The 20,510-nt window shown below is 51.4% G+C and carries 21 protein-coding genes and 1 riboswitch; of the genes, 13 read left to right on the forward strand and 8 right to left on the reverse strand.

Annotated features, from left to right (window positions below):
• Positions 1-57: 57 nt before the first annotated feature.
• From MUA00_RS10880 to htpX, 4 genes are all read left to right on the forward strand, one after another.
• A complete protein-coding gene (locus MUA00_RS10880; RefSeq protein ID WP_271122893.1) occupies positions 58-546 on the forward strand; it encodes a GAF domain-containing protein in 489 nt (162 codons plus the stop codon).
• Positions 547-649: 103 nt separating this feature from the next.
• A complete protein-coding gene (proQ, locus tag MUA00_RS10885; RefSeq protein ID WP_271122892.1) occupies positions 650-1,330 on the forward strand; it encodes an RNA chaperone ProQ in 681 nt (226 codons plus the stop codon).
• A 20-nt stretch (positions 1,331-1,350) separates the two neighbouring features.
• Positions 1,351-3,399: a carboxy terminal-processing peptidase gene (gene prc / locus MUA00_RS10890; RefSeq protein ID WP_271122891.1), complete on the forward strand. Its 2,049-nt coding sequence runs from the start codon at positions 1,351-1,353 to the stop codon at positions 3,397-3,399.
• Between the two features lie 195 nt (positions 3,400-3,594).
• Positions 3,595-4,476, forward strand: coding sequence for a protease HtpX (gene htpX, locus MUA00_RS10895; RefSeq protein ID WP_271122890.1), 882 nt, complete (start codon positions 3,595-3,597; stop codon positions 4,474-4,476).
• A gap of 44 nt (positions 4,477-4,520) precedes the next feature.
• Here the strand turns inward: htpX and MUA00_RS10900 are convergent, their stop codons facing one another.
• Entirely contained in the window at positions 4,521-5,894 is a 1,374-nt protein-coding gene (locus MUA00_RS10900; protein ID WP_271122889.1) for an MFS transporter, read from the reverse strand.
• 177 nt (positions 5,895-6,071) lie between these two features.
• Here MUA00_RS10900 and kdgR point away from each other — a divergent pair, with 177 nt between their 5' ends.
• Complete coding sequence (kdgR, locus tag MUA00_RS10905; RefSeq protein WP_271122888.1) at positions 6,072-6,863, forward strand: DNA-binding transcriptional regulator KdgR; 792 nt, start codon at positions 6,072-6,074, stop codon at positions 6,861-6,863.
• 40 nt (positions 6,864-6,903) lie between these two features.
• Here kdgR and MUA00_RS10910 read toward each other — a convergent pair whose 3' ends face one another.
• Positions 6,904-7,146 (reverse strand): YobH family protein, encoded by a 243-nt coding sequence (locus MUA00_RS10910; RefSeq protein WP_271122887.1) that lies wholly within the window; start codon positions 7,144-7,146, stop codon positions 6,904-6,906.
• 164 nt (positions 7,147-7,310) lie between these two features.
• On the opposite strand from MUA00_RS10910, the gene mgrB reads away from it, so the two are divergent.
• The 7 genes from mgrB to rlmA all read left to right on the forward strand — a co-directional run bounded on the left by mgrB (position 7,311) and on the right by rlmA (position 12,610).
• Positions 7,311-7,454 (forward strand): PhoP/PhoQ regulator MgrB, encoded by a 144-nt coding sequence (gene mgrB, locus MUA00_RS10915; protein WP_271122886.1) that lies wholly within the window; start codon positions 7,311-7,313, stop codon positions 7,452-7,454.
• 75 nt (positions 7,455-7,529) lie between these two features.
• The gene (locus tag MUA00_RS10920; protein WP_271122885.1) at positions 7,530-7,814 is read left to right on the forward strand and encodes a YebO family protein; all 285 of its coding nucleotides are present in this window, start codon (positions 7,530-7,532) and stop codon (positions 7,812-7,814) included.
• A 41-nt stretch (positions 7,815-7,855) separates the two neighbouring features.
• The gene (locus MUA00_RS10925; protein ID WP_271122884.1) at positions 7,856-8,857 is read left to right on the forward strand and encodes an MBL fold metallo-hydrolase; all 1,002 of its coding nucleotides are present in this window, start codon (positions 7,856-7,858) and stop codon (positions 8,855-8,857) included.
• A 539-nt stretch (positions 8,858-9,396) separates the two neighbouring features.
• Positions 9,397-9,540, forward strand: a complete 144-nt coding sequence (locus MUA00_RS10930; RefSeq protein WP_271123094.1) for a DUF2627 domain-containing protein — start codon at positions 9,397-9,399, stop codon at positions 9,538-9,540.
• A 12-nt stretch (positions 9,541-9,552) separates the two neighbouring features.
• The gene (cspE, locus tag MUA00_RS10935; RefSeq protein ID WP_001062678.1) at positions 9,553-9,762 is read left to right on the forward strand and encodes a transcription antiterminator/RNA stability regulator CspE; all 210 of its coding nucleotides are present in this window, start codon (positions 9,553-9,555) and stop codon (positions 9,760-9,762) included.
• Between the two features lie 233 nt (positions 9,763-9,995).
• Complete coding sequence (ftsI, locus tag MUA00_RS10940) at positions 9,996-11,741, forward strand: peptidoglycan glycosyltransferase FtsI (RefSeq protein WP_271122883.1); 1,746 nt, start codon at positions 9,996-9,998, stop codon at positions 11,739-11,741.
• A gap of 62 nt (positions 11,742-11,803) precedes the next feature.
• Positions 11,804-12,610 carry a 23S rRNA (guanine(745)-N(1))-methyltransferase gene (rlmA, locus tag MUA00_RS10945; RefSeq protein WP_271122882.1) on the forward strand — a complete coding sequence of 269 codons (807 nt, stop codon included), beginning with the start codon at positions 11,804-11,806 and terminating at the stop codon, positions 12,608-12,610.
• 1 nt (position 12,611) lies between these two features.
• Here the strand turns inward: rlmA and mntP are convergent, their stop codons facing one another.
• The 5 genes from mntP to manX form a co-directional block, all read right to left on the reverse strand.
• Positions 12,612-13,178, reverse strand: coding sequence for a manganese efflux pump MntP (gene mntP / locus MUA00_RS10950; RefSeq protein WP_271122881.1), 567 nt, complete (start codon positions 13,176-13,178; stop codon positions 12,612-12,614).
• Between the two features lie 9 nt (positions 13,179-13,187).
• Positions 13,188-13,357, reverse strand: a riboswitch (yybP-ykoY riboswitch).
• Between the two features lie 198 nt (positions 13,358-13,555).
• The gene (locus tag MUA00_RS10955; RefSeq protein ID WP_271123093.1) at positions 13,556-14,014 is read right to left on the reverse strand and encodes a DUF986 family protein; all 459 of its coding nucleotides are present in this window, start codon (positions 14,012-14,014) and stop codon (positions 13,556-13,558) included.
• A 64-nt stretch (positions 14,015-14,078) separates the two neighbouring features.
• Positions 14,079-14,933, reverse strand: a complete 855-nt coding sequence (locus MUA00_RS10960) for a PTS mannose transporter subunit IID (RefSeq protein ID WP_271122880.1) — start codon at positions 14,931-14,933, stop codon at positions 14,079-14,081.
• Between the two features lie 12 nt (positions 14,934-14,945).
• Entirely contained in the window at positions 14,946-15,746 is an 801-nt protein-coding gene (locus tag MUA00_RS10965; RefSeq protein WP_271122879.1) for a PTS mannose/fructose/sorbose transporter subunit IIC, read from the reverse strand.
• 74 nt (positions 15,747-15,820) lie between these two features.
• Positions 15,821-16,789, reverse strand: a complete 969-nt coding sequence (manX, locus tag MUA00_RS10970; RefSeq protein WP_271122878.1) for a PTS mannose transporter subunit IIAB — start codon at positions 16,787-16,789, stop codon at positions 15,821-15,823.
• Between the two features lie 473 nt (positions 16,790-17,262).
• On the opposite strand from manX, the gene yoaE reads away from it, so the two are divergent.
• Entirely contained in the window at positions 17,263-18,825 is a 1,563-nt protein-coding gene (gene yoaE / locus MUA00_RS10975) for a CNNM family cation transport protein YoaE (protein WP_271122877.1), read from the forward strand.
• Here yoaE and MUA00_RS10980 read toward each other — a convergent pair whose 3' ends face one another.
• Positions 18,826-20,424, reverse strand: coding sequence for an EAL domain-containing protein (locus tag MUA00_RS10980; protein WP_271122876.1), 1,599 nt, complete (start codon positions 20,422-20,424; stop codon positions 18,826-18,828).
• Between the last annotated feature and the right edge of the window lie 86 nt (positions 20,425-20,510).

Raw genomic sequence — 20,510 nt, forward strand, 5'->3', positions numbered from 1 at the left:
TTTAGTGCTTATTTTAGTATGCTATGCAGTAGCGTCAGACAACAAAATGGTTACTTAATGAACAAAGAACAATTTTACGCGGATTTAAATCGCGATTTCAGTGCATTAATGGCAGGTGAAACAAGTTTTTTGGCCACTCTCGCAAATACCAGCGCGCTGCTTTTTGAACGTCTCGACGGCGTGAACTGGGCTGGCTTCTATCTGCTGGAAGAAAATACTCTGGTTCTGGGGCCTTTCCAGGGCAAGATTGCCTGCGTGCGTATCCCTGTGGGCAAAGGCGTATGCGGTACAGCGGTTTCAACCGGTGAAGTTCAGCGCGTAGAAGATGTGCATGCTTTTGATGGTCATATCGCCTGCGACGCCTCAAGTAATTCCGAAATTGTCTTCCCGCTGGTGGTGAATGACGAGGTTATCGGCGTTCTGGATATCGATAGCACCGAATACGGCCGCTTCACGCCGGTTGACCAACAGGGCTTATCCCAACTGGTTACGCAGCTTTCAAATCTGCTAACCGCTACGGATTATAAAAAATTCTTCACTCGATAGCATGATAAGCAACGGATAACGTGGCAATTGCCGATAGCGTCATTATAATGACGCCTGTTCATGCCGCGGTTTGTTGGCAACTCCGTTGTAATCAGGAAATTTCATGGAAAATCAACCTAAGTTGAATAGCAGCAAAGAAGTTATTACCTTTTTGGCTGAGCGTTTCCCACAGTGTTTTAGCGCTGAAGGTGAAGCTCGCCCCCTGAAGATTGGAATCTTCCAGGATTTGGTCGCGCGCGTTGAAGGCGAAATGAGCCTCAGTAAAACTCAGCTTCGCTCCGCGTTACGTCTTTATACTTCAAGCTGGCGCTACCTGTACGGTATCAAAGTCGGCGCAGTTCGCGTCGATCTCGACGGCAACCCATGCGGTGAGCTGGATGAGCAACACGTTGAACATGCCCGTAAGCAGCTTGAAGAAGCAAAAGCTCGCGTTCAGGCCCAGCGCGCCGAACAGCAAGCGAAAAAACGTGAAGCCGCCATCGCAAACGGCGAGACTGTCGAAGACAAGCCTCGTCGCGAGCGTAAACCACGCCCGGCGCCACGTCGCAAAGAAGGAACCGAACGTAAACCTCGTGCTGATAAGCCGGTTGCTCAGGCACCACGCGAAGAAAAACGCACGCCAGTTACGGATATTTCAGCTCTGCAGGTTGGACAGGCAATTAAAGTCAAAGCGGGTAACAACGCGATGGATGCCACCGTACTGGAAATTACCAAAGATGGCGTCCGTGTACAGCTGACTTCTGGTATGGCTATGATTGTACGCGCAGAACACTTGCAGTTCTGAAACGGAGGCCAGACCCGGGCATGAACAAACTCTTTAAGCTTACGGCCGTCGCTAGCCTGTTGTTTCTCGCAGGCAGCGCGCTGGCCGTTGAGAACATCACGCGTGCTGACCAAATCCCGCAGTTAAAGGAAGAGACACAGCATGCCACGGTGAGTGAGCGCGTAACTTCGCGCTTTACTCGCTCGCATTACCGCCAGTTCGACCTCGACCAAAACTTTTCTGCTAAGATTTTCGACCGCTATCTGAACCTGCTCGACTTCAGTCACAACGTGCTGCTTGCCGGTGACGTTGAGCAGTTTGCAGCCCGTAAAAATCAGATTGGCGATGAGCTACGTTCAGGCAAGCTGGATGTGTTTTACGATTTGTACAACCTGGGTCAAAAGCGCCGTTTTGAACGTTATCAGTACGCGCTAAAGGTGCTTGAAAAACCGATGGATTTCACCGGTAACGACACCTTTAACCTTGACCGCAGTAAATCTCCATGGCCGACAAGCGTTGAGGAGTTAAACAAACTCTGGGACGGTAAGGTCAAGTATGACGAGCTCAGCCTGAAGCTGACCGGGAAGAACGAGCAGGAGATTCGCGAAACGCTGACCAAGCGTTATCAGTTTGCTATTCGCCGTCTGGCGCAGTCCAACAGCGAAGACGTTTTCTCTCTGGCGATGACCGCGTTCGCGCATGAAATCGACCCGCATACTAACTACCTCTCTCCACGCAATACCGAACAGTTCAACACGGAAATGAGCCTGTCGCTTGAAGGCATCGGCGCCGTACTGCAAATGGACGATGACTATACGGTTATCAACTCTATGGTAGCGGGTGGTCCTGCTGCGAAAAGCAAGGCGATTACCGTAGGCGATCGTATTGTTGGCGTTGGTCAGACGGGCAAAGCGATGGTTGATGTGATCGGCTGGCGTTTAGACGACGTGGTTGCGCTGATCAAAGGACCGAAGGGCAGCAAAGTGCGCCTGGAAATTCTGCCCGCCGGTAAGGGAACAAAAACCCGTATCGTAACTTTAACGCGCGAGCGTATTCGTCTTGAAGACCGTGCCGTGAAGCTGACAGTGAAAACTATAGGCAAAGACAAGGTGGGCGTGCTGGATATTCCAGGCTTCTATGTTGGTCTGACGGATGACGTCAAGGTTCAACTGCAGAAGCTGGAAAAACAGAACGTGAAGAGCGTGATCATCGATCTGCGCTCTAACGGCGGCGGCGCGTTGACTGAAGCGGTATCGCTGTCTGGTCTGTTTATTCCGGGTGGCCCGGTGGTGCAGGTTCGCGACAACAACGGTAAAGTCCGTGAAGATAGCGATACCGACGGCGTGGTTTACTACAAAGGCCCGCTGGTAGTGATGGTTGACCGTTTCAGCGCTTCGGCCTCGGAAATCTTTGCCGCAGCGATGCAGGATTATGGCCGCGCGCTGATTGTTGGCGAGCCGACGTTTGGTAAAGGCACCGTGCAGCAGTATCGCTCCCTGAATCGCATTTACGATCAAATGCTGCGTCCGGAATGGCCTGCTTTGGGCTCCGTGCAATATACCATTCAGAAGTTCTACCGCATCAACGGCGGCAGCACCCAGCGTAAAGGCGTCACGCCGGATATCACCATGCCAACCGGCTCGCAGGAAACGGAAACCGGCGAGAAGTTTGAGGATAACGCCTTGCCTTGGGACAGCATTAACGCTGCTACCTACGTTAAAACAGGCGATCTGACATCGTTTGAGCCGGAGTTGTTGAAGCTGCATCAGGACCGCATCGTTAAGGACCCTGAGTTCCAGTACATCATGAAGGACATTGAGCGTTTCAATGCCCTGAAAGAAAAACGCAACATTGTGTCCCTGAATCTCGCCCAGCGTGAGAAAGAAAATCAGGAAGACGATGCCACGCGTCTGGCGCGCATTAACGACCGCTTCAAGCGCGAAGGCAAAGCGCCGCTGAAGAAACTGGACGATTTGCCGAAGGATTACCAGGAGCCGGATCCGTATCTTGATGAAACGGTGCACATCGCCCTGGATCTTGCAAAAATGGAACAGGGCAAGCCGGCAGAGCAGCCAGCCGCCGCGAAGTAATCTCCCAACGGGCACAAGATATTGTGCCCGTTTTTTTACCTTTCTCAAGCCACGTCAACGCCGTCTCCGTTCATTGTAAAGTTATGTATTATTAATCACTTGTGGCCTCGCAATGCTTGAAAATGGCGGGCTTGCCCCTACGATGTGGAGGTAACGCACAGTGCGTATTTTTAAAACCGAGGTAAAAAGAAAATTATGATGCGTATCGGGCTCTTCCTGTTGACCAACCTTGCGGTTATGGTCGTTTTCGGGCTGGTGCTAAGCCTGACGGGGATCCAGTCAAGCAGCGTTTCTGGTCTGATGATCATGGCGGTATTGTTTGGCTTTGGCGGTTCAATCGTCTCACTGTTGATGTCCAAATGGATGGCATTACGTTCCGTGGGCGGAGAAGTAATTGAACAGCCACGCAATGAAACTGAACGCTGGCTGATGGAAACCGTTCGCCGTCAGTCGCAACAGGCGGGCATCGCCATGCCACAGGTGGCAATCTATCATGCGCCGGACATCAACGCGTTCGCCACCGGCGCCCGTCGCGATGCTTCGCTGGTCGCGGTCAGCACCGGCCTGTTGCAGAACATGAGCCGTGATGAAGCTGAAGCCGTGATCGCTCACGAAATCAGCCACATTGCGAATGGCGATATGGTCACCATGACGCTGATTCAGGGCGTGGTGAACACCTTCGTTATCTTTATTTCCCGTATCATCGCTCAGGTGGCCTCAGGCTTCCTGTCCGGGAACCGTGACGAAGGCGAGAGCAGCAATGGCAACCCGCTGGTGTACTTTGCCGTTGCGACGGTGCTGGAACTGGTGTTTGGCATTCTCGCCAGCATTATCACCATGTGGTTCTCGCGTCATCGCGAATTCCACGCCGACGCGGGTTCTGCGAAACTGGTGGGTCGTGAGAAAATGATTGCCGCGCTTCAGCGTCTGAAAACCAGCTACGAACCGCAGGAAGCCAGCAGCATGATGGCGTTTTGCATTAACGGTAAGGCGAAATCCATGAGCGAATTGTTCATGACTCACCCGCCGCTGGATAAACGTATTGAAGCGCTGCGTAACGGCGAATACCTGAAGTAAGCGATTAAGTAACAAAAAAGCGTGCCCTGAACGGCACGCTTTTTTTATGCCTGAACCCGAGGTTGTGACAAACGCAGGCTGCTGACGATCGCCGCCAGAGTGGCAAAACTTCCGGCCAGAAGAAGGGAGGCGTGAGTGCCATGTTCGTGGAACATGTTGAACATCAGCGCCACCAGCGCGGCTCCCGAACTTTGCCCCAGCAGACGTGCCGTGCCCAGCATCCCGCTGGCTCCTCCGCTCCGGTGGCGCGGTGCGGCGGAAATAATCGTATGGTTGTTCGGCGACTGGAACAGCCCAAAACCTGCACCGCACAGGATCATGCGCCAGACGATATCCAGATCGCTCGGATTGTGCGGCAGCAGCGCCAGAGCGAACAGACCTGCGGCCATAACAGCCAGGCCAATCCCGCCTAATAATCCTGCGTGAACACGCTCAATTAAATACCCGGCAAGCGGCGCCATTACCATTGTGGCAAGCGGCCAGGGCGTCAGCAGCAGCCCGGTATCCACCTCGCTGCGGCCCAGTACGGTTTGCAAAAAGAAAGGCAGAGAGACGAACGCCAGCATCTGCGCCGTAAATGAACGGACGGAGGTGCCCATTGAGAGCGAAAAAATAGGAATACGTAATAAATCGACCGGCAAAATTGGGAAGGGGAGTGCGAGCTGACGACGAATAAAAAAGTAGCCAATGATAACGAGCGCGACCAGCTCACCGGCAATCAACGCGCCTGACTGCCCCTGCGAGAAGCCGCTGATGGCGGAAATAAGCAGACCAAAAGTCAGCGCGTTCATGATGGCGCTCGGAATATCAAAACGCTGTCCCTGGGCTTTTTGTTGATTAGGCGGCAAATAACGCAGCGCTAAAAGAAGCGCCATAATCCCGATGGGCACATTGATTAAGAACAGCCACTGCCAGGAGGCTACGGAAAGTATTGCGGCTGCAACGGTTGGTCCTGCGGCTGAAGAAACGGCGACAATAAAGGAGTTAATTCCCATGCCCCGCCCAAGGAAACGCTGCGGATAAATAAGCCTGATCAGCGCGGTATTGACGCTCATTAATGCCGCACCGCCAAAGCCCTGCAGCACGCGAGCTACGGTTAACATGGGAAGCGATGTAGAAAGGGCGCAGAATAATGACGTTAGGCAAAAAAGCACAAGGCCGCATTGATAAACTCTGCGATAGCCGAAAAGATCGCCTAAAAACGACATGGATAAGAGCGAAACAATAATCGCAATCTGGTAACTGTTCACTACCCAAATAGATTCTGCGGGGCTTGCGAGTAGATCCCGGGCGATGGTCGGGAGCGCAACGTTAGCAATAGCGCCGTCAAGCACGGCCATGGTAATGCCCAGAGCTATCGCGAAAATTGCGCCATAACGCTGCGGGCCAGAAAGCCCGTCGGAGAGAGTTTTATCCATATGAATAATGTGACTTTATGGGTATTATTTTATGAGTAATTATTTTAGCATCGATATTTCTGGGATATGTCGCAGATTTGTAACGAAATAGCATAGATAGATTGCGGTAGACCGGGCGTCAACTTATACTAAAAACCGGTTCTGATTTTTATAAAACACATGCGATCGAGGTGATTAATGGCAATCGCAGATCTGGATAAACAACCTGATTCTGTCTCTTCTGTCCTGAAAGTTTTTGGCATCTTACAGGCTCTTGGCGAAGAACGTGAAATTGGTATCACTGAACTCTCGCAACGCGTCATGATGTCAAAAAGCACCGTCTATCGCTTTTTGCAAACCATGAAGTCGCTGGGCTACGTTGCTCAGGAAGGTGAGTCGGAGAAATATTCTCTGACGCTGAAATTGTTTGAGCTGGGTGCTCGCGCGCTACAGAACGTTGATTTGATTCGCAGCGCAGACATTCAGATGCGTGAGCTTTCGCGTCTGACTAAAGAGACGATTCACTTAGGTGCTCTGGATGAAGACAGTATTGTCTATATCCATAAAATCGACTCTATGTATAACCTGCGCATGTATTCCCGCGTTGGGCGTCGTAACCCGTTATACAGCACCGCCATTGGTAAAGTGCTGCTGGCGTGGCGCGATCGGGATGAAGTAAAAGAAATCCTTGCGGGCGTGGAGTATACGCGCAGCACCGATCGCACGATCGTGAGCACCGAAGAACTGCTTCCGCTGCTGGACCAGGTTCGCGAGCAGGGTTACGGTGAAGATAATCAGGAACAGGAAGAAGGGCTGCGCTGCATCGGCGTCCCGGTATTTGACCGTTTCGGCGTAGTGATTGCCGGGTTGAGTATTTCTTTCCCGACTTTGCGTTTCTCAGAAGACCGTTTGCATGAATACGTGGCGATGCTTCACGATGCCGCGCGAACTATCTCTGAACAAATGGGTTACCACGATTACCCATTCTGATTGAACGTTAAAAAAACGCCGCATTTAGCGGCGTTTTTTATTACTGGCCATTGTCGATGACGGTATCGCTTTTTCGCAGAACCGGACAGTTTGTGAGACCAATGATCCCGCTGTCGGTATGGACGAACTGAGCGGTAACGACATTGCGTGCGGTTAAATATTTACATTGCAGACCCAATCCAGCGGCATTCTCGTTGCTGCCAATCAAAACGCCATAACCCGATAAGAGCAAACCGATCCACAAAAGTGCTATTACAATAATGGTGCGGATCACCATACGCATACAAACCTCATTTTTTTGCTGTGTACATTCTGCCTCTAAGCGTAGTGGATTGTGCAACGCAAACAATATCAAGAATCCTAAATGTTAAATGCAGCGGCGGTTAAGTCAGGTTTAATTTGTCGGTGGTACGCTGGAAGAAGATTGGTGATGAAGTGGAGAAATGAGTGAAAAAGTACCGATGGGTTATTCTGGCGGCGATTGTCGTCGCCTGCCTGCTCTTATGGACCCAAATGGTTAATGTGATGTGCGATCAGGATGTACAATTTTTCAGCGGGATCTGCACAATCAATAAATTTATCCCCTGGTAAAGGCATTTTTAATCGCTATGATGATTTCCTTGCGCCCGGGCAGGTGTAGAATACGCGTTTTGTTGAGGTGGTAAGATGAACGAACTGAACGTTGGTATTTTTAACATTGCGTCTGCGGCAGTCTCCCTGGCTGTGCTGTTAGTGGGTCTGGTACTGTGGTTTTTTGTTAATCGCGCCAGCAGCCGTGCAAATGAGCAGGTCGCGCTGCTTGAAGAACTGCTCGACCAGCAAAAACGTCAGAATGCTTTGCTGCGTCGTTTATGTGAGGCGAACGAGCCGGAAGTAGAAAAAAAAGCGACCGCAGCGTCAGAAGAAGATGATGAAGAAGATGATTTTGTTCGTCTGGTCGCAGAGCGGTAGCGTTTAGCCGGACAGTTCACCTTTTTTCTTCAGGAGCAGGTATGCCGTGGAAAAATCCCTGGTTCGATCCTGATCTGCCGCACCATCTACCCGATGGCTTTCAAAATTTGCATTCTCTGCAACGTCAGCCGGGTGATGTTAAGCGCTGGCGTGAGGAAAGAAAGGCGCAGGGGCTCCCGCATCCTCCGACTGGCGGATACCCGGCTTTTATCGATCGCTGGTGGCAAAAAGCCCATATAACAGGCGATGATGACCGCGTCTGGTGGCTGGGCCACGCCAGTTTGCTGTTGCGTTTGCAAGGGCAGTATCTGCTTACTGACCCGGTTTTTTCGCAGCGAGCTTCTCCGTTTCCCTTTGCAGGCCCTCTGCGTAAAACTCCGGTTTCGCTTAGCGTTAACGAGCTTCCCCAGCTTGATGCGGTTCTTATCTCTCATAATCACTACGATCATCTCGACAATGCCACGGTGCGCCAGATTGTCAGGCGTTTTCCCGACGTCAATTTCTTCGTGCCCCTCGGATTAAAGAACTGGTTTACAAGGCGCGGGATCCGTCACGTAACCGAGCTCGACTGGTGGCAGGCTCTAACCTGGAAGGGGATGGCCGTTACCGCAGTTCCTGCACAGCACTGGAGCATGAGGTCGCTATGGGATCGCAATCGCAGCCTGTGGTGCGGCTGGATTATTGAAACAGCGCGGCTACGTTTCTGGTTCAGCGGCGATACGGGTTTTGCAAGCGATCTTGCCGACATGGCGCTGCGTTTAGGCCCGCTGGACGCAGCCGCAGTGCCGATAGGCGCCTATGCGCCGCGCTGGTTTATGGGAAATCATCATATGGATCCTCAGCAGGCTGTCGCATTATGGCAGCAGATTGGCCGCCCAATGACTGTGCCCATTCACTGGGGAGTGTTCGAACTTGCGGACGAGCCGTTGGATTTGCCGCCGCAGGAGCTGCTTGCGGCCCTCTCGGATGCTGGCGAGAAGAGCGAAAGCTTCACGCCGTTTGTCATTGGCCAAAGTTCGGCCTTATTTAAAAATAAGTATTAATTATTACCACAAGCTTTTAGCGTTTTATTTTTTCTAAAAAATCAGTCAATAGTTTTATGAAATACATTATAGCGAAACGTTTTTATTGCCTCATGGTGAAGCACATTGTCATTAAACTTTCATTATTTTGGTGCAATATTACCGGCTAACTGTTCAAGCTTTATTCTATTTTGGTCCTGAATGAAAAATCCCTCCTTTGGCAACGGAAATATCAGCTTTGCATTGCTCATTTTTTGCATAGTTATGCATTAAAAATCATAAGAATAATGATGCGGCTATCGACTTTTTAAGACTTCGCCTGGACGAAGTGAAGTCTTTGAGCTATGGTAAAAAAGTTGTCTGAGACATGCCGTTGCAGGCACAGCGGCAAGCGTGAGCTTGTGAAGTGTTTTATTCATAAACTGTTTGTTTGATTTTTTACATACAAATGGTCAGTTTTTGGAATCTGTGCGGCAGATCGATACGTGCTTAAAAATGGCTTGCCATTGTTTACGTTGTATGTGATAACACTTTGGGTCAAACGAGGTACAGTTCTGTTTATGTGTGGCATTTTCAGTAAAGAAGTCCTGAGTAAACACGTTGTCGTTGAATACCGCTTCTCTGCCGAGCCTTATATTAGTGCCTCAAGCAGTAACGTCTCTGTTTTATCTAAGTTATGCCTGCGGGCGAAGAAAACAATCTAAGGAATTTGCAAAATGGCAAAGATTAAAGGTCAAGTTAAGTGGTTCAACGAGTCTAAAGGTTTTGGTTTCATTACTCCTGCTGACGGCAGCAAAGATGTATTCGTACATTTCTCTGCAATCCAGGGTAACGGCTTCAAAACTCTGGCTGAAGGCCAGAACGTTGAGTTCGAAATCCAGGACGGCCAGAAAGGCCCTGCTGCAGTTAACGTGACTGCCATCTAATTCAGCTGAATTAGGCTCAGGCGCCAAAACGCCTAATTGAGTTAAAAGCCTCGCACTTTACGCGGGGCTTTTTAATGGGTGAAATAAACTCAATACCTTTCAAAGTATTACCAAACTCCTCCCTACGTTGCCTCTTGTTGCAATCCTGCGAAGGATGTAGCACTCCTCCCGCACGAGATGCCGCGAAAATCTGTTTAAATTTTCAATCGCTTAAGTTTTGATAAGGATTGATTGTGAGGAAAATTACCCCCGCGCTCGTGGGCAATTTCATCCAGTGGCGTTTCGGACTGCTTTGTCTGGCGATTCTGCTAAGCCTGATATTTTTGCTGGGCAGGGTGGCCTGGTTACAGATCGTCTCGCCTGATAGCCTTGTCAAACAAGAAGATATGCGTTCCCTGCGCGAAAAAACCATCGCCGTGCCGCGTGGCATGATAGAAGACCGCGATGCACGCCCGCTGGCGGTGAGTGTCCCGGTTAATGCGGTATGGGCCGACCCCAAAATTATCATGGAAAAGGGCGGCGTTCAGTTTGACCGACGCTGGCAGGCGCTTGCCAACGCGCTGCACATCCCGCTGAGCGAAATCGCTGCGCGCATTCATCACAACGATCGCAGTCGTTTTATCTACCTTGCTCGCCAGCTTGATCCTCAGCAAGCGGCGTGGATCGATAAACTAAACATTCCGGGTATTTCCCTGCGTGAAGAGTCTCGCCGGTTTTATCCAGCCGGACACGTTGCGTCAAACCTGCTGGGCTTTACCAATATCGACGATCAGGGCATCGAGGGCATTGAAAAGAGCTTTAACAGCCAGTTAACCGGCGTTTCTGGCGAGCGTCTGGTGCGCAAAGACCGCTATGGTCACGTGATTGAGAATATTACAGAAACCCCGGCCAGACCGGCGCACAACATTATTTTGAGCATTGATGAACGTCTTCAGACGGTGACGGAAGATGCGCTAAGCAACGCTGTTACCTGGAACAAAGCAGACTCTGGCGCGGCGGTAATCATCGATGTGAATACCGGCGAGGTGCTGGCGATGGCCAGCTATCCGACGTTCAATCCGAATAATCGCGAAGGAGCAACCCTGGACGATTTCCGTAACCGCGCCATCAGCGACACCTTCGAGCCCGGCTCTACGGTTAAGCCCATGGTCATTATGACCGCCCTGAAGCAGGGGATCGTTCAACCCGACAGCGTGGTGGATACCCATCCCTATATGCTCGACGGGCACCGCATCCGCGATGTAGGTTTCTATCCGCAATTAACCCTTACCGGCATTTTACAGAAGTCGAGCGATACCGGGGTTTCCCGGCTGTCGCTGGCCATGCCGATTCAGGCTCTGTTGGATACCTATAAAAGCTTTGGATTTGGAACGCCTACCGGTCTGGGGTTGACGGGGGAGAGCAGCGGCTTGTTACCCCACAGACAGCGCTGGGGACAGTTGGATCGCGCAACGTTCTCGTTTGGTTATGGCTTAATGGTGACCCCGCTGCAACTGGCGCACGTTTACGCGACAATCGGCAGTTTTGGGATTGCCAGGCCGCTATCCATAACCCGAGTGGACCCGCCGGTTGTCGGGCAACGCGTGATGTCCGAGCAGATTGCTCATCAGGTTGAACACATGATGGAAAGCGTGGCGCTACCGGGCGGCGGGGGCACAAAAGCGGCCGTGCGCGGCTATCGCGTCGCGGTAAAAACCGGCACGGCGAAGAAAATCGGCGATGACGGTAAATATATCGACAAATATGTCGCCTATACCGCAGGCGTTGCCCCCGCCAGCAATCCTCGTTTTGCACTGGCCGTGGTGATTAACGATCCTTCCAACGGGGCTTATTACGGCGGGGCGGTTTCAGCGCCGGTATTTAGTCAGATTATGGGAGATGTGCTGCGCCTGGAAAATGTCGAACCGGATGGTTTAGCGCCAGGCGACGATCGTCTGCTATTGCTAAACAAGGCAAACGCGGCGGCTCCAGCGTCGTAGCTGCTTTTCGTTGTCGGGCGTAAGCGTTACACTTGCGCCCTCTACAGTTACCCGGAGTCACCATGTCCTATCTTTGCCCTCTTTGCCATTCCCCTCTTGCCGCTCAGGAAAAAAGCTTTGTTTGTCCGCAGGGACACCAGTTTGATAAGGCGAAAGAAGGCTATGTGAATTTGCTGCCGGTTCAGCATAAGCACTCCAGAGATCCGGGCGACAGTACTGAAATGATGCAGGCCCGTCGTGCATTTCTCGATGCGGGACATTATCAGCCGCTGCGCGATGCTATTTGCCAGGTTTTAACGTGTTTTGCACCTGAAAAGCTGCTGGATATTGGCTGTGGGGAAGGGTATTACACCGCAGGCTTTGCCGGGGCGCTAACGGGGCTTACGGGAGATATCTGGGGGCTGGACGTTTCAAAGGTAGCGATTCGCTATGCGGCTAAGCGCTATTCACAGGTGCAGTTTTGCGTAGCCTCCAGCCATCGTCTGCCGTTTGGCGACAGTAGTCTGGGTGCTGTGGTACGAATCTTTGCACCGTGCAAGGCTGAAGAGCTGGCGCGAGTTGTTAAACCCGGCGGCGTGGTGATTACCGCCACGCCGGGACCGCGTCATCTGATGCAGCTAAAGGCGTTGATTTATCAGGAAGTTTTATTGCATTCGCAAGAGGTTGAATCATTGCCAGGTTTCGTTGAGGAACAAACGCAGCACATCAGTTGGCCAATGACGCTTAAGGGAGAAGAAGCCGCGGCGCTGCTGCAAATGACGCCGTTTGCCTGGCGCGCACGCCCTGAAGTCCGCGAAGCATTGAAAGCAGAAGCGGCATTTGCCTGCGAAACTGATTTTGTGGTGCGAGTCTGGCGACGCGAGGGATAAATTAAAAATAGAAATGGCTGTAGAGAATCTGGCAGCCAATCCCAATCAATACCAGGCCGCCCAGGATCTCGGCGCGTTTGCCAAGCATCGGGCCGATAAAACGGCCTATCATCATTCCAAGAGTGGACATAATCATCGTGGCGCAGCCAATCGCCAGCGCGGTTTCGATGATATTCACTTTCAAAAACGCCAGGCCAACCCCTACCGCCATGGCGTCCAGGCTGGTAGCAATAGCGGTGGTGACTAAAAGCCAGAACCCATGTCGTTGCAACTTCTGCGTATCTTCTGCGTTCTCACCGCGGAATCCTTCAATAAGCATTCTTCCGCCGAGGAAAACCAGCAGCACAAAGGCCACCCAGTGGTTCCATTCCAGCACAACCTGGCTTGCGAGCAGGCCAAGGCACCAGCCGATGAGCGGGGTGATCGTTTCAATTACGCCAAAAATAAGACCGGTGCGGAGCGCTTCTGAGAATTTAGGTTTGTGGAGCGAAGCACCTTTGCCGATCGATGCTGCGAAAGCATCCATTGACATGCCAAATGCGAGAAGGAGAGTTGCAGAGAGATTCATTACGGCGCCTCAGTTGGGAATATCCATATACACGTCACCCATCCCCAACGATCGATGGTTACGTGCCTATGGTCTCGCCTACTCATTACTGAGTCGTACACGCCACGTTCTTAGAACGAGTATGTTGACATGTACATTTTCACGCAGGTGAAAATCGGCTACTCCCCAACGACGGGCGCAACCTTAACATATTTTTTGAAGTTAAAACAATAATTGATATTGACGCTTAACCCTACAAATGATAACGATTTTCATTTAATTGAAGAAGTGATCAAAACGTTAATAAATAAGCGCAGAGAATAGCCGGAAATAGCTTTGGCTATGTTTTTAATTTCGCCTGAGTGGTTAAAAAATATAGATATTGCTATGTTTTTAACCTATTGACTGACAACGAGAAGTTTATAAATTTTCTCCAGGTCGTCTATATTCTTAACGCGAATAAGCAGGCGACGCTGCTCTAATTGCATCACCAGCACCCCGTCCTCAGATAAATTCATCTCTTTTATGCGGGAATAAAGTATCCAGACGCCAGCGAAAAAGAAACCTTCATTTTTGAACAACAACTTAGGCTGGCGAATCCAGGAAATATAAACCGCAACCAGCGCCAGAGCAGATAATAACCACGTGGTCATTGCGGTGCCATTTGTGGTGATGTTGTTGTAAATGAGGATCCCCACCAGACCCACAAAAATTGTGCTGTCGATGCGGTTACGGCGCAGCAGGGTGATGGTCAGGCGCGTCTTGCCTTTGAGTTTATCCATAATCAATTCGTCATAAATCGCCCAGCCAAGCAGCAACACGATAAACGTCAGCAGTACGACATCCGTTAACGTCATCACAACTCTCTCCCTTTTGAAATAAAAAACCGGGGCAGGCGCCCCGGTTTGCACAGCGGTTTAATTACAGACCCAACAGGCCGATAGCATAACCGACAATACCGATGACGAAGAAGCCCATGATAATCCACAGCGCGTTCACTTTCTTACGCAGCAGCCACATACAGGCGAAGGTCAACAGCAACGGCACAAGACCCGGCATCAACTGATCGAGGATGGTTTGAACGGTAGTGACTTTAACCGCACCGGTCTGGTCGGTAATCCTTGATACTACCAGCGGTATGTTAACGTGCGTCCACTTGTTGACCAGCGCTCCCATGACAAAGAGGCCGAGAATGGATGCCCCCTCGGTCAGTTTCTGCAGGAAGCCGCCGCCCATATCCTTAACGATATCGATCCCTTTACGATAACCGTATGCCACACCGTAATAACGGGTCAGCAAACGTACTGCGTTAAACAGGATGAAGAACAGCAGGGGTCCCAACAGGCTGCCGCTCATGGCAATCCCGGCGCCTAACGCTGCGAATACAGGACGAACGGTACCCCAGAAGATTGGGTCGCCTACGCCCGCCAGCGGCCCCATCAGACCAACTTTGATACCGTTAATGGCACCGTCGTCGATTTCTGCGCCGTTCGCACGCTGTTCTTCCATCGCAAGCGTAACGCCCAACACCGGCGCGGCTACGTATGGATGAGTGTTGAAGAATTCCAGGTGACGTTTAATCGCTTGTTTACGCGCGTCGTTATTCTCCGGATACAGGCGTTTAATGGCCGGAATCATAGAGAAGCAGAAGCCCAGCGCCTGCATACGTTCAAAGTTCCAGGAACCCTGGAAGAGGTTTGAACGCAGGAACACGCCACGAATATCGCCCGGAGTAAGTTTCTTCTCGGTAGTCGTTGTTTTGGTGGTATCAACCATTTCGCTCACCTATTAATCTAATTCGTTATCGAGATCGTTAGCACCAGCAGCCGATGCCGGGGCAGCAGCGGAACGGTTGTATTTCGGGCTAAGCTGGATATACAGCACGGCCATCACGGCACCAATCACACCCAGAGCAACCAGGTTGAATTCGGTAAACGCGGCGGTCACGAAGCCCAGATAGAAGAACGGCATCAGGTAGCCTGCACGCATCATGTTGATAACCATGGCGTAACCAACAACTACGATCATGCCGCCGGCGATGTTCAGACCGCTGGTCACCACTTCAGGAATGGCGTTCAGCATGTTTTGAACTTCGCTTGTGCCAACAGAAATCGCAACGATAACGGCAGGAATAGCGATACGCATTGCCTGCAGGAACAGGGAAGAGACGTGAATCCAGGAGAGTGCTGAGAGGTTGCCATTTTCGGCAGCTTTATCCGCCGCGTGCTGGAAACCAACGGTAATAGTACGAACGATGATAGTCAGTACCTGGCCTGCTGCGGCCAGTGGAATAGCCAGTGCGATACCGGAACCAATGCCCTGATGCCCGGCGATAACCAGAATGGTTGAGATAATGGACGCAAGAGCAGCATCGGGTGCTACGGCGGCACCGATGTTCATCCAACCCAGCGCGATCATTTCGAGCGTACCGCCGATAATAATACCGGTTTTCATGTCGCCCAGTACGAGACCGATTAACGTACAGGCGACAAGCGGACGGTGAAACTGAAATTCATCAAGAACCGATTCCATACCGGCAATACAGGCTACGATGAACACCAGCACAATCTGAAGAGTGGTAATCTCCATTGTACTTCTCCTTAAACGTATGACTTAAGTGTAAAAACTGAGCAAAACGCAGAATCAGGTAAATCCGGCTGAAATTAACTTTTCACCTTCGCGATCAGATCCATCATTTTCAGTTTTTGATCGGTAGAAACTTTACGGGCTTCAAGCTCAATGCCGCGCTCGTTCAGTTTCTTAAAGGCTGCAATATCTTTTTCATCGACTGAAATAGCGTTGTTGACCTGGGTTTTGCCCTGGCGGAACGCCATACCACCGATATTGACAGAAGTAATTTTTACGCCGCCTTCGACAAGTCGCTCAACGTCGGTCGGGTTAGTAAAGAGCAGCATCACACGATCGCCCGCATATTTCGGGTTGTTGTAGACGCGGATCATTTTGGCGACGTCTACCACGTGAGCGGTAACGCCAGGAGGGGCAACCTGAGTCAGCAACGTTTTACGCACGGTATCGGCTGCCACCTCATCGCTGACGACGATAATGCGGGTTACGTTGGTTTCTTTTGTCCAGCGGGTGGCGACCTGGCCGTGAATTAAACGGTCGTCGATACGAGCCAGACCAATGTTCATATAGTCGTTTGGACCCATTGGCTTGGCCGGAGCCGCCGCTTTTGGCGCTGCCGCAGCAGGTGTGGGTGCTGGTTTTTCAACAGGCTGAGCTTTCAGGGCCTTAACCCCTTCGCGACCTGTTTCGACCGCCAGCGCGACCAGTTCATCAAAGGAAGGGTTGTCATCACGGGCCATCAGCGTCTCGACCAGCATCGGAATATTAACCCCGGCCACGACTTCGTAATGCTCTTTATCGACGACAATACGGCTTGCCGCATTGAAAGGACTGCCGCCCCAGGTATCGACGAGAAACAGCACACCTTTACCGGTGTCCAGATTCGCCAGTTGCGCGTTGTACTTTTCGATTAACGTTTCGGCGTTTTCACCGGGAACGAAATCTATCCAGCCAACGTTTTCTTGCTCGCCTAATAGCATTTCAGCCGTTTTCAGCAGTTGTTCCGCTGCCCAGCCGTGCGTGCCTATGACAATAGCAATAGTCACTTGCTACCTCCTGTGTTTGTCATTGCAACATCCTTACGAATGTTCTTTTGCATCTGTCCCGACTGCATGAATCGATTCAGATGAGGGGTTAAGAAAAGTCGAATCATTTACCGGAATTATTTTAGACAGTGAAAAAATAATTTATGTGATGAAGATCCGTAATTTAACTTTGTTACGTATTCAATGAATTGAGGGATAAAATATGACCGAATCAGGTGACATAAAAATTGCAAAGACAGGTAAATCTTTGCAAAAGGGCATTTTGCTCTGATAATGTTGAGCTCTTGTTTAATTTCTAAGGAGTACAGGGCAGTAGCCCACCGTATGGACCGTCACCGACGTCTTTTCACTTCCCGGCCTGTAGCCTCAGTCCAGCAACGCGACGTTCCCCGTCCGTTTAACCATTCCATTCAAAGTGTTGCGCCCGCGAATCGCGAGGTGCCGTTTAGTCATTCCAACAGATGGAGTTTGTTATGGAATTCTTAATGGACCCCCAAATTTGGGCGGGCTTGTTGACGCTTGTCGTGCTGGAGATCGTACTGGGTATTGATAACCTGGTATTTATCGCCATTCTTGCGGATAAACTGCCGCCAAAACAGAGAGATAAAGCGAGACTTATCGGATTATCCCTTGCTTTGGTGATGCGACTCGGTTTGTTGTCATTAATCTCATGGATGGTGACGCTTACCCAACCGCTGTTCAGCGTTATGGATAAAACTTTCTCGGGGCGTGATTTGATCATGCTGGTCGGGGGTATTTTCCTGCTGTTTAAAGCCACGACGGAATTGCATGAACGGCTGGAGAACCGCCAGCATGGCGACGGGCACGGAAAAGGCTACGCCAGCTTCTGGGTTGTCGTGCTGCAGATTGTTGTTCTTGACGCGGTGTTCTCACTTGATGCGGTTATTACCGCTGTGGGTATGGTCAACCACCTGCCGGTGATGATGGCTGCGGTCATTATTGCGATGGGGGTGATGCTGCTGGCTTCTAAGCCGCTGACGAATTTCGTCAATCAACATCCTACGGTCGTGGTGCTTTGTCTTAGCTTCCTGTTGATGATTGGCCTTAGCCTGGTGGCGGAAGGCTTCGGATTCCATATCCCGAAAGGCTATCTGTACGCGGCTATCGGCTTCTCAATCATCATCGAACTGTTCAACCAGATTGCGCGCCATAACTTTATTCGTCATCAGTCGAACGTTCCGCTTCGTGCCCGTACTGCTGATGCAATCCTGCGTCTGATGAATGGCAAACGTCAGGAACGAGCAGAACGTGACGAGAGCAAAACCATCACGCCGATTGAAGCGGAAGCCTTTGCGGCTGAAGAGCGCTACATGATTAACGGCGTGCTGACTTTGGCTTCGCGTTCGCTACGCAGCATCATGACGCCGCGCGGTGAAATCTCCTGGGTGGATGCGCAAAAAAGCGTCGCTGAAATTCGTGAGCAGCTTCTGGAATCGCCGCACAGCCTTTTCCCGGTGTGTCGTGGCGAACTGGATGAAATCATCGGTATTGTGCGCGCTAAAGAATTGCTGGTAGCGCTTGATAAAGGTGCCGATGTTACGGCGATTGCCTCCCGAACTCCGGCTATTGTGGTGCCGGAAACGCTGGACCCGATTAACCTGCTGGGCGTGCTGCGTCGTGCTCGCGGCAGCTTCGTCATCGTCAACAACGAGTTTGGCGTGGTGCAGGGGCTGGTTACGCCGCTGGACGTGCTGGAAGCTATCGCCGGTGAATTCCCGGATGCCGACGAAACGCCGGAAATCGTTCGTGATGGCGACGGCTGGCTGGTTAAAGGATCAACCGACCTGCACGCTTTGCAGCAGCATCTGGATATTAATAACCTGGTCAACGACGAAGAAGATATTGCTTCGATTGCGGGCCTGATCATTGCGGTCAACGGACAGATCCCAAAACCGGGTGATGTCATTGAGTTTGCGCCGCTGAGCGTCCAGATAATGGAAGCCAACGATTACCGCGTGGACCTGGTTCGCGTGGTGAAAGAGCGTGATCCCCATCAGGATGATGAAGAAGAATAATCAGTGTAGAGGAATGACAGGCACAGCGTGACCATTGTGGTGAGGGGGCGGCGGAGAGCGGCCCTCAAGCCAGCGCGGAAACTCTTTTAACGGCATGGGGCGTGCGAACAAATAGCCCTGTAAAATATCTACGCCGTGGTTGCGCAGATACTCCGCCTGCTCCGGTGTTTCCACCCCTTCCGCCACCAAATCAATGCCCAGACGCTGCGCCAGCGCGATAATAATATCCGTCACCGTTGAGTTAACCGCGTCGGTACCAATTGCTGCGGTGAATGATTTATCGATTTTCAGCACGTCAGGGCTCAGCGTTTCAAGGTAAGCCAGTGAGCTCTGCCCGGTGCCAAAATCATCAATAGCCAGACTGACCCCCAGGCGATGCAAGGCACGCACTACGCGGTGATCGACATCCGGCAGCGCGTCGCGCTCCGTCAGTTCAAGCATAAGCGGCTGAATGGCGTTAGACGGGAACCAGTAACGTTTCAGATCGCCAATAATTTCACCGTTGTGGAAGTGGCTGGCTGCCACGTTAACGCCGATATGAAAATCACGGGATTTCGGGAACATATCAAGATGGCGCACCGCTTCATCCAGCACAAAGCGCGTTAACGGCGCGATTAAGTTTTGCTGTTCGGCAAGTGGAATAAATACCTCTGGCGAAATCCAGCCCTGGCGCGGGTTATTCCAGCGCAGCAGCAATTCCACGCCCACACATTGCTGATTTCGCGCGTTAAGAAGCGGCTGACAAAACACTTCAAACTCTCGCGAGGCAAGGCCAAGATTAATCTCCCACGAAAAACTCATGCGGTTCGCCGTGGCAAGCCAGGTAATATAGCCGATCAGCATGCTGAGGATTAACGCCAAAGGGAACTGGGTGGGCAGATTTTTAAGCGCCAAATCTCCGGCCGACGGGCCAATGGAGATAATAGAAAACGGGAATTTTTCCGAGGCCATTTCGTGGCTCACCAAACCCTTATTCACGCTCACCTGTGCGAGCAAACCTTTCCCGTATTCCAGATGCGAGCCCGCTACGTTGAGCACGGCGCGGGAAACCCAGGGCCGCTCGGGTTCAGACATCAAACCCGTCAGCATCTCAATATTGACGATTTCCATCACGCCATTCTGGCTGCCATCGGCCAGCGGATGCCATGAAACCAGGATTGGGGAACCTTTAAGCAATGAGCTGTCAGTAGAAAGCAGCAGGAGAGGGGACGAATCTGGCAGACGAGGCTGAAGCTGTGAAACAGGAACGTTTCGCGAACCAAATATGCTGGAACAATACAGCACCCCGTCTTTAATCAGGGTGATGGACCTTAGGGTCTGCATCCTGGCTACGTGTTCACGCATCCTGAGTAGTGCTGCTTCGCAGGGCATGCCGACAAGCCGGGTGACATCCGCGCTGACCTCATCCAGCGGTGCGAGGATGTTCTCAATGGTGATAATAGCTCGCTCATTGAACCCCTGCACTCGCTGCTCATTAAGGTTACGTTCAGCGATGTACCGCACGCTAAGCGTCAGGAAGAGAACCAGCACGGCCATAGCAGCACAGACAATAAAGCGTCTGCGACGATACCCTTTAATGATACGTTGCGCGGTCTGCATCCTTGGTCACCTTTGCTCAGCACTGCGACCAAAAACGGCACACAGAACACTCAAAGTGTAGTGGGGGAATGCGGTTGCGACGAGAA

Origin of the sequence: Dryocola boscaweniae (assembly GCF_025215095.1) — a bacterium.
Lineage (GTDB): Bacteria > Pseudomonadota > Gammaproteobacteria > Enterobacterales > Enterobacteriaceae > Dryocola > Dryocola boscaweniae.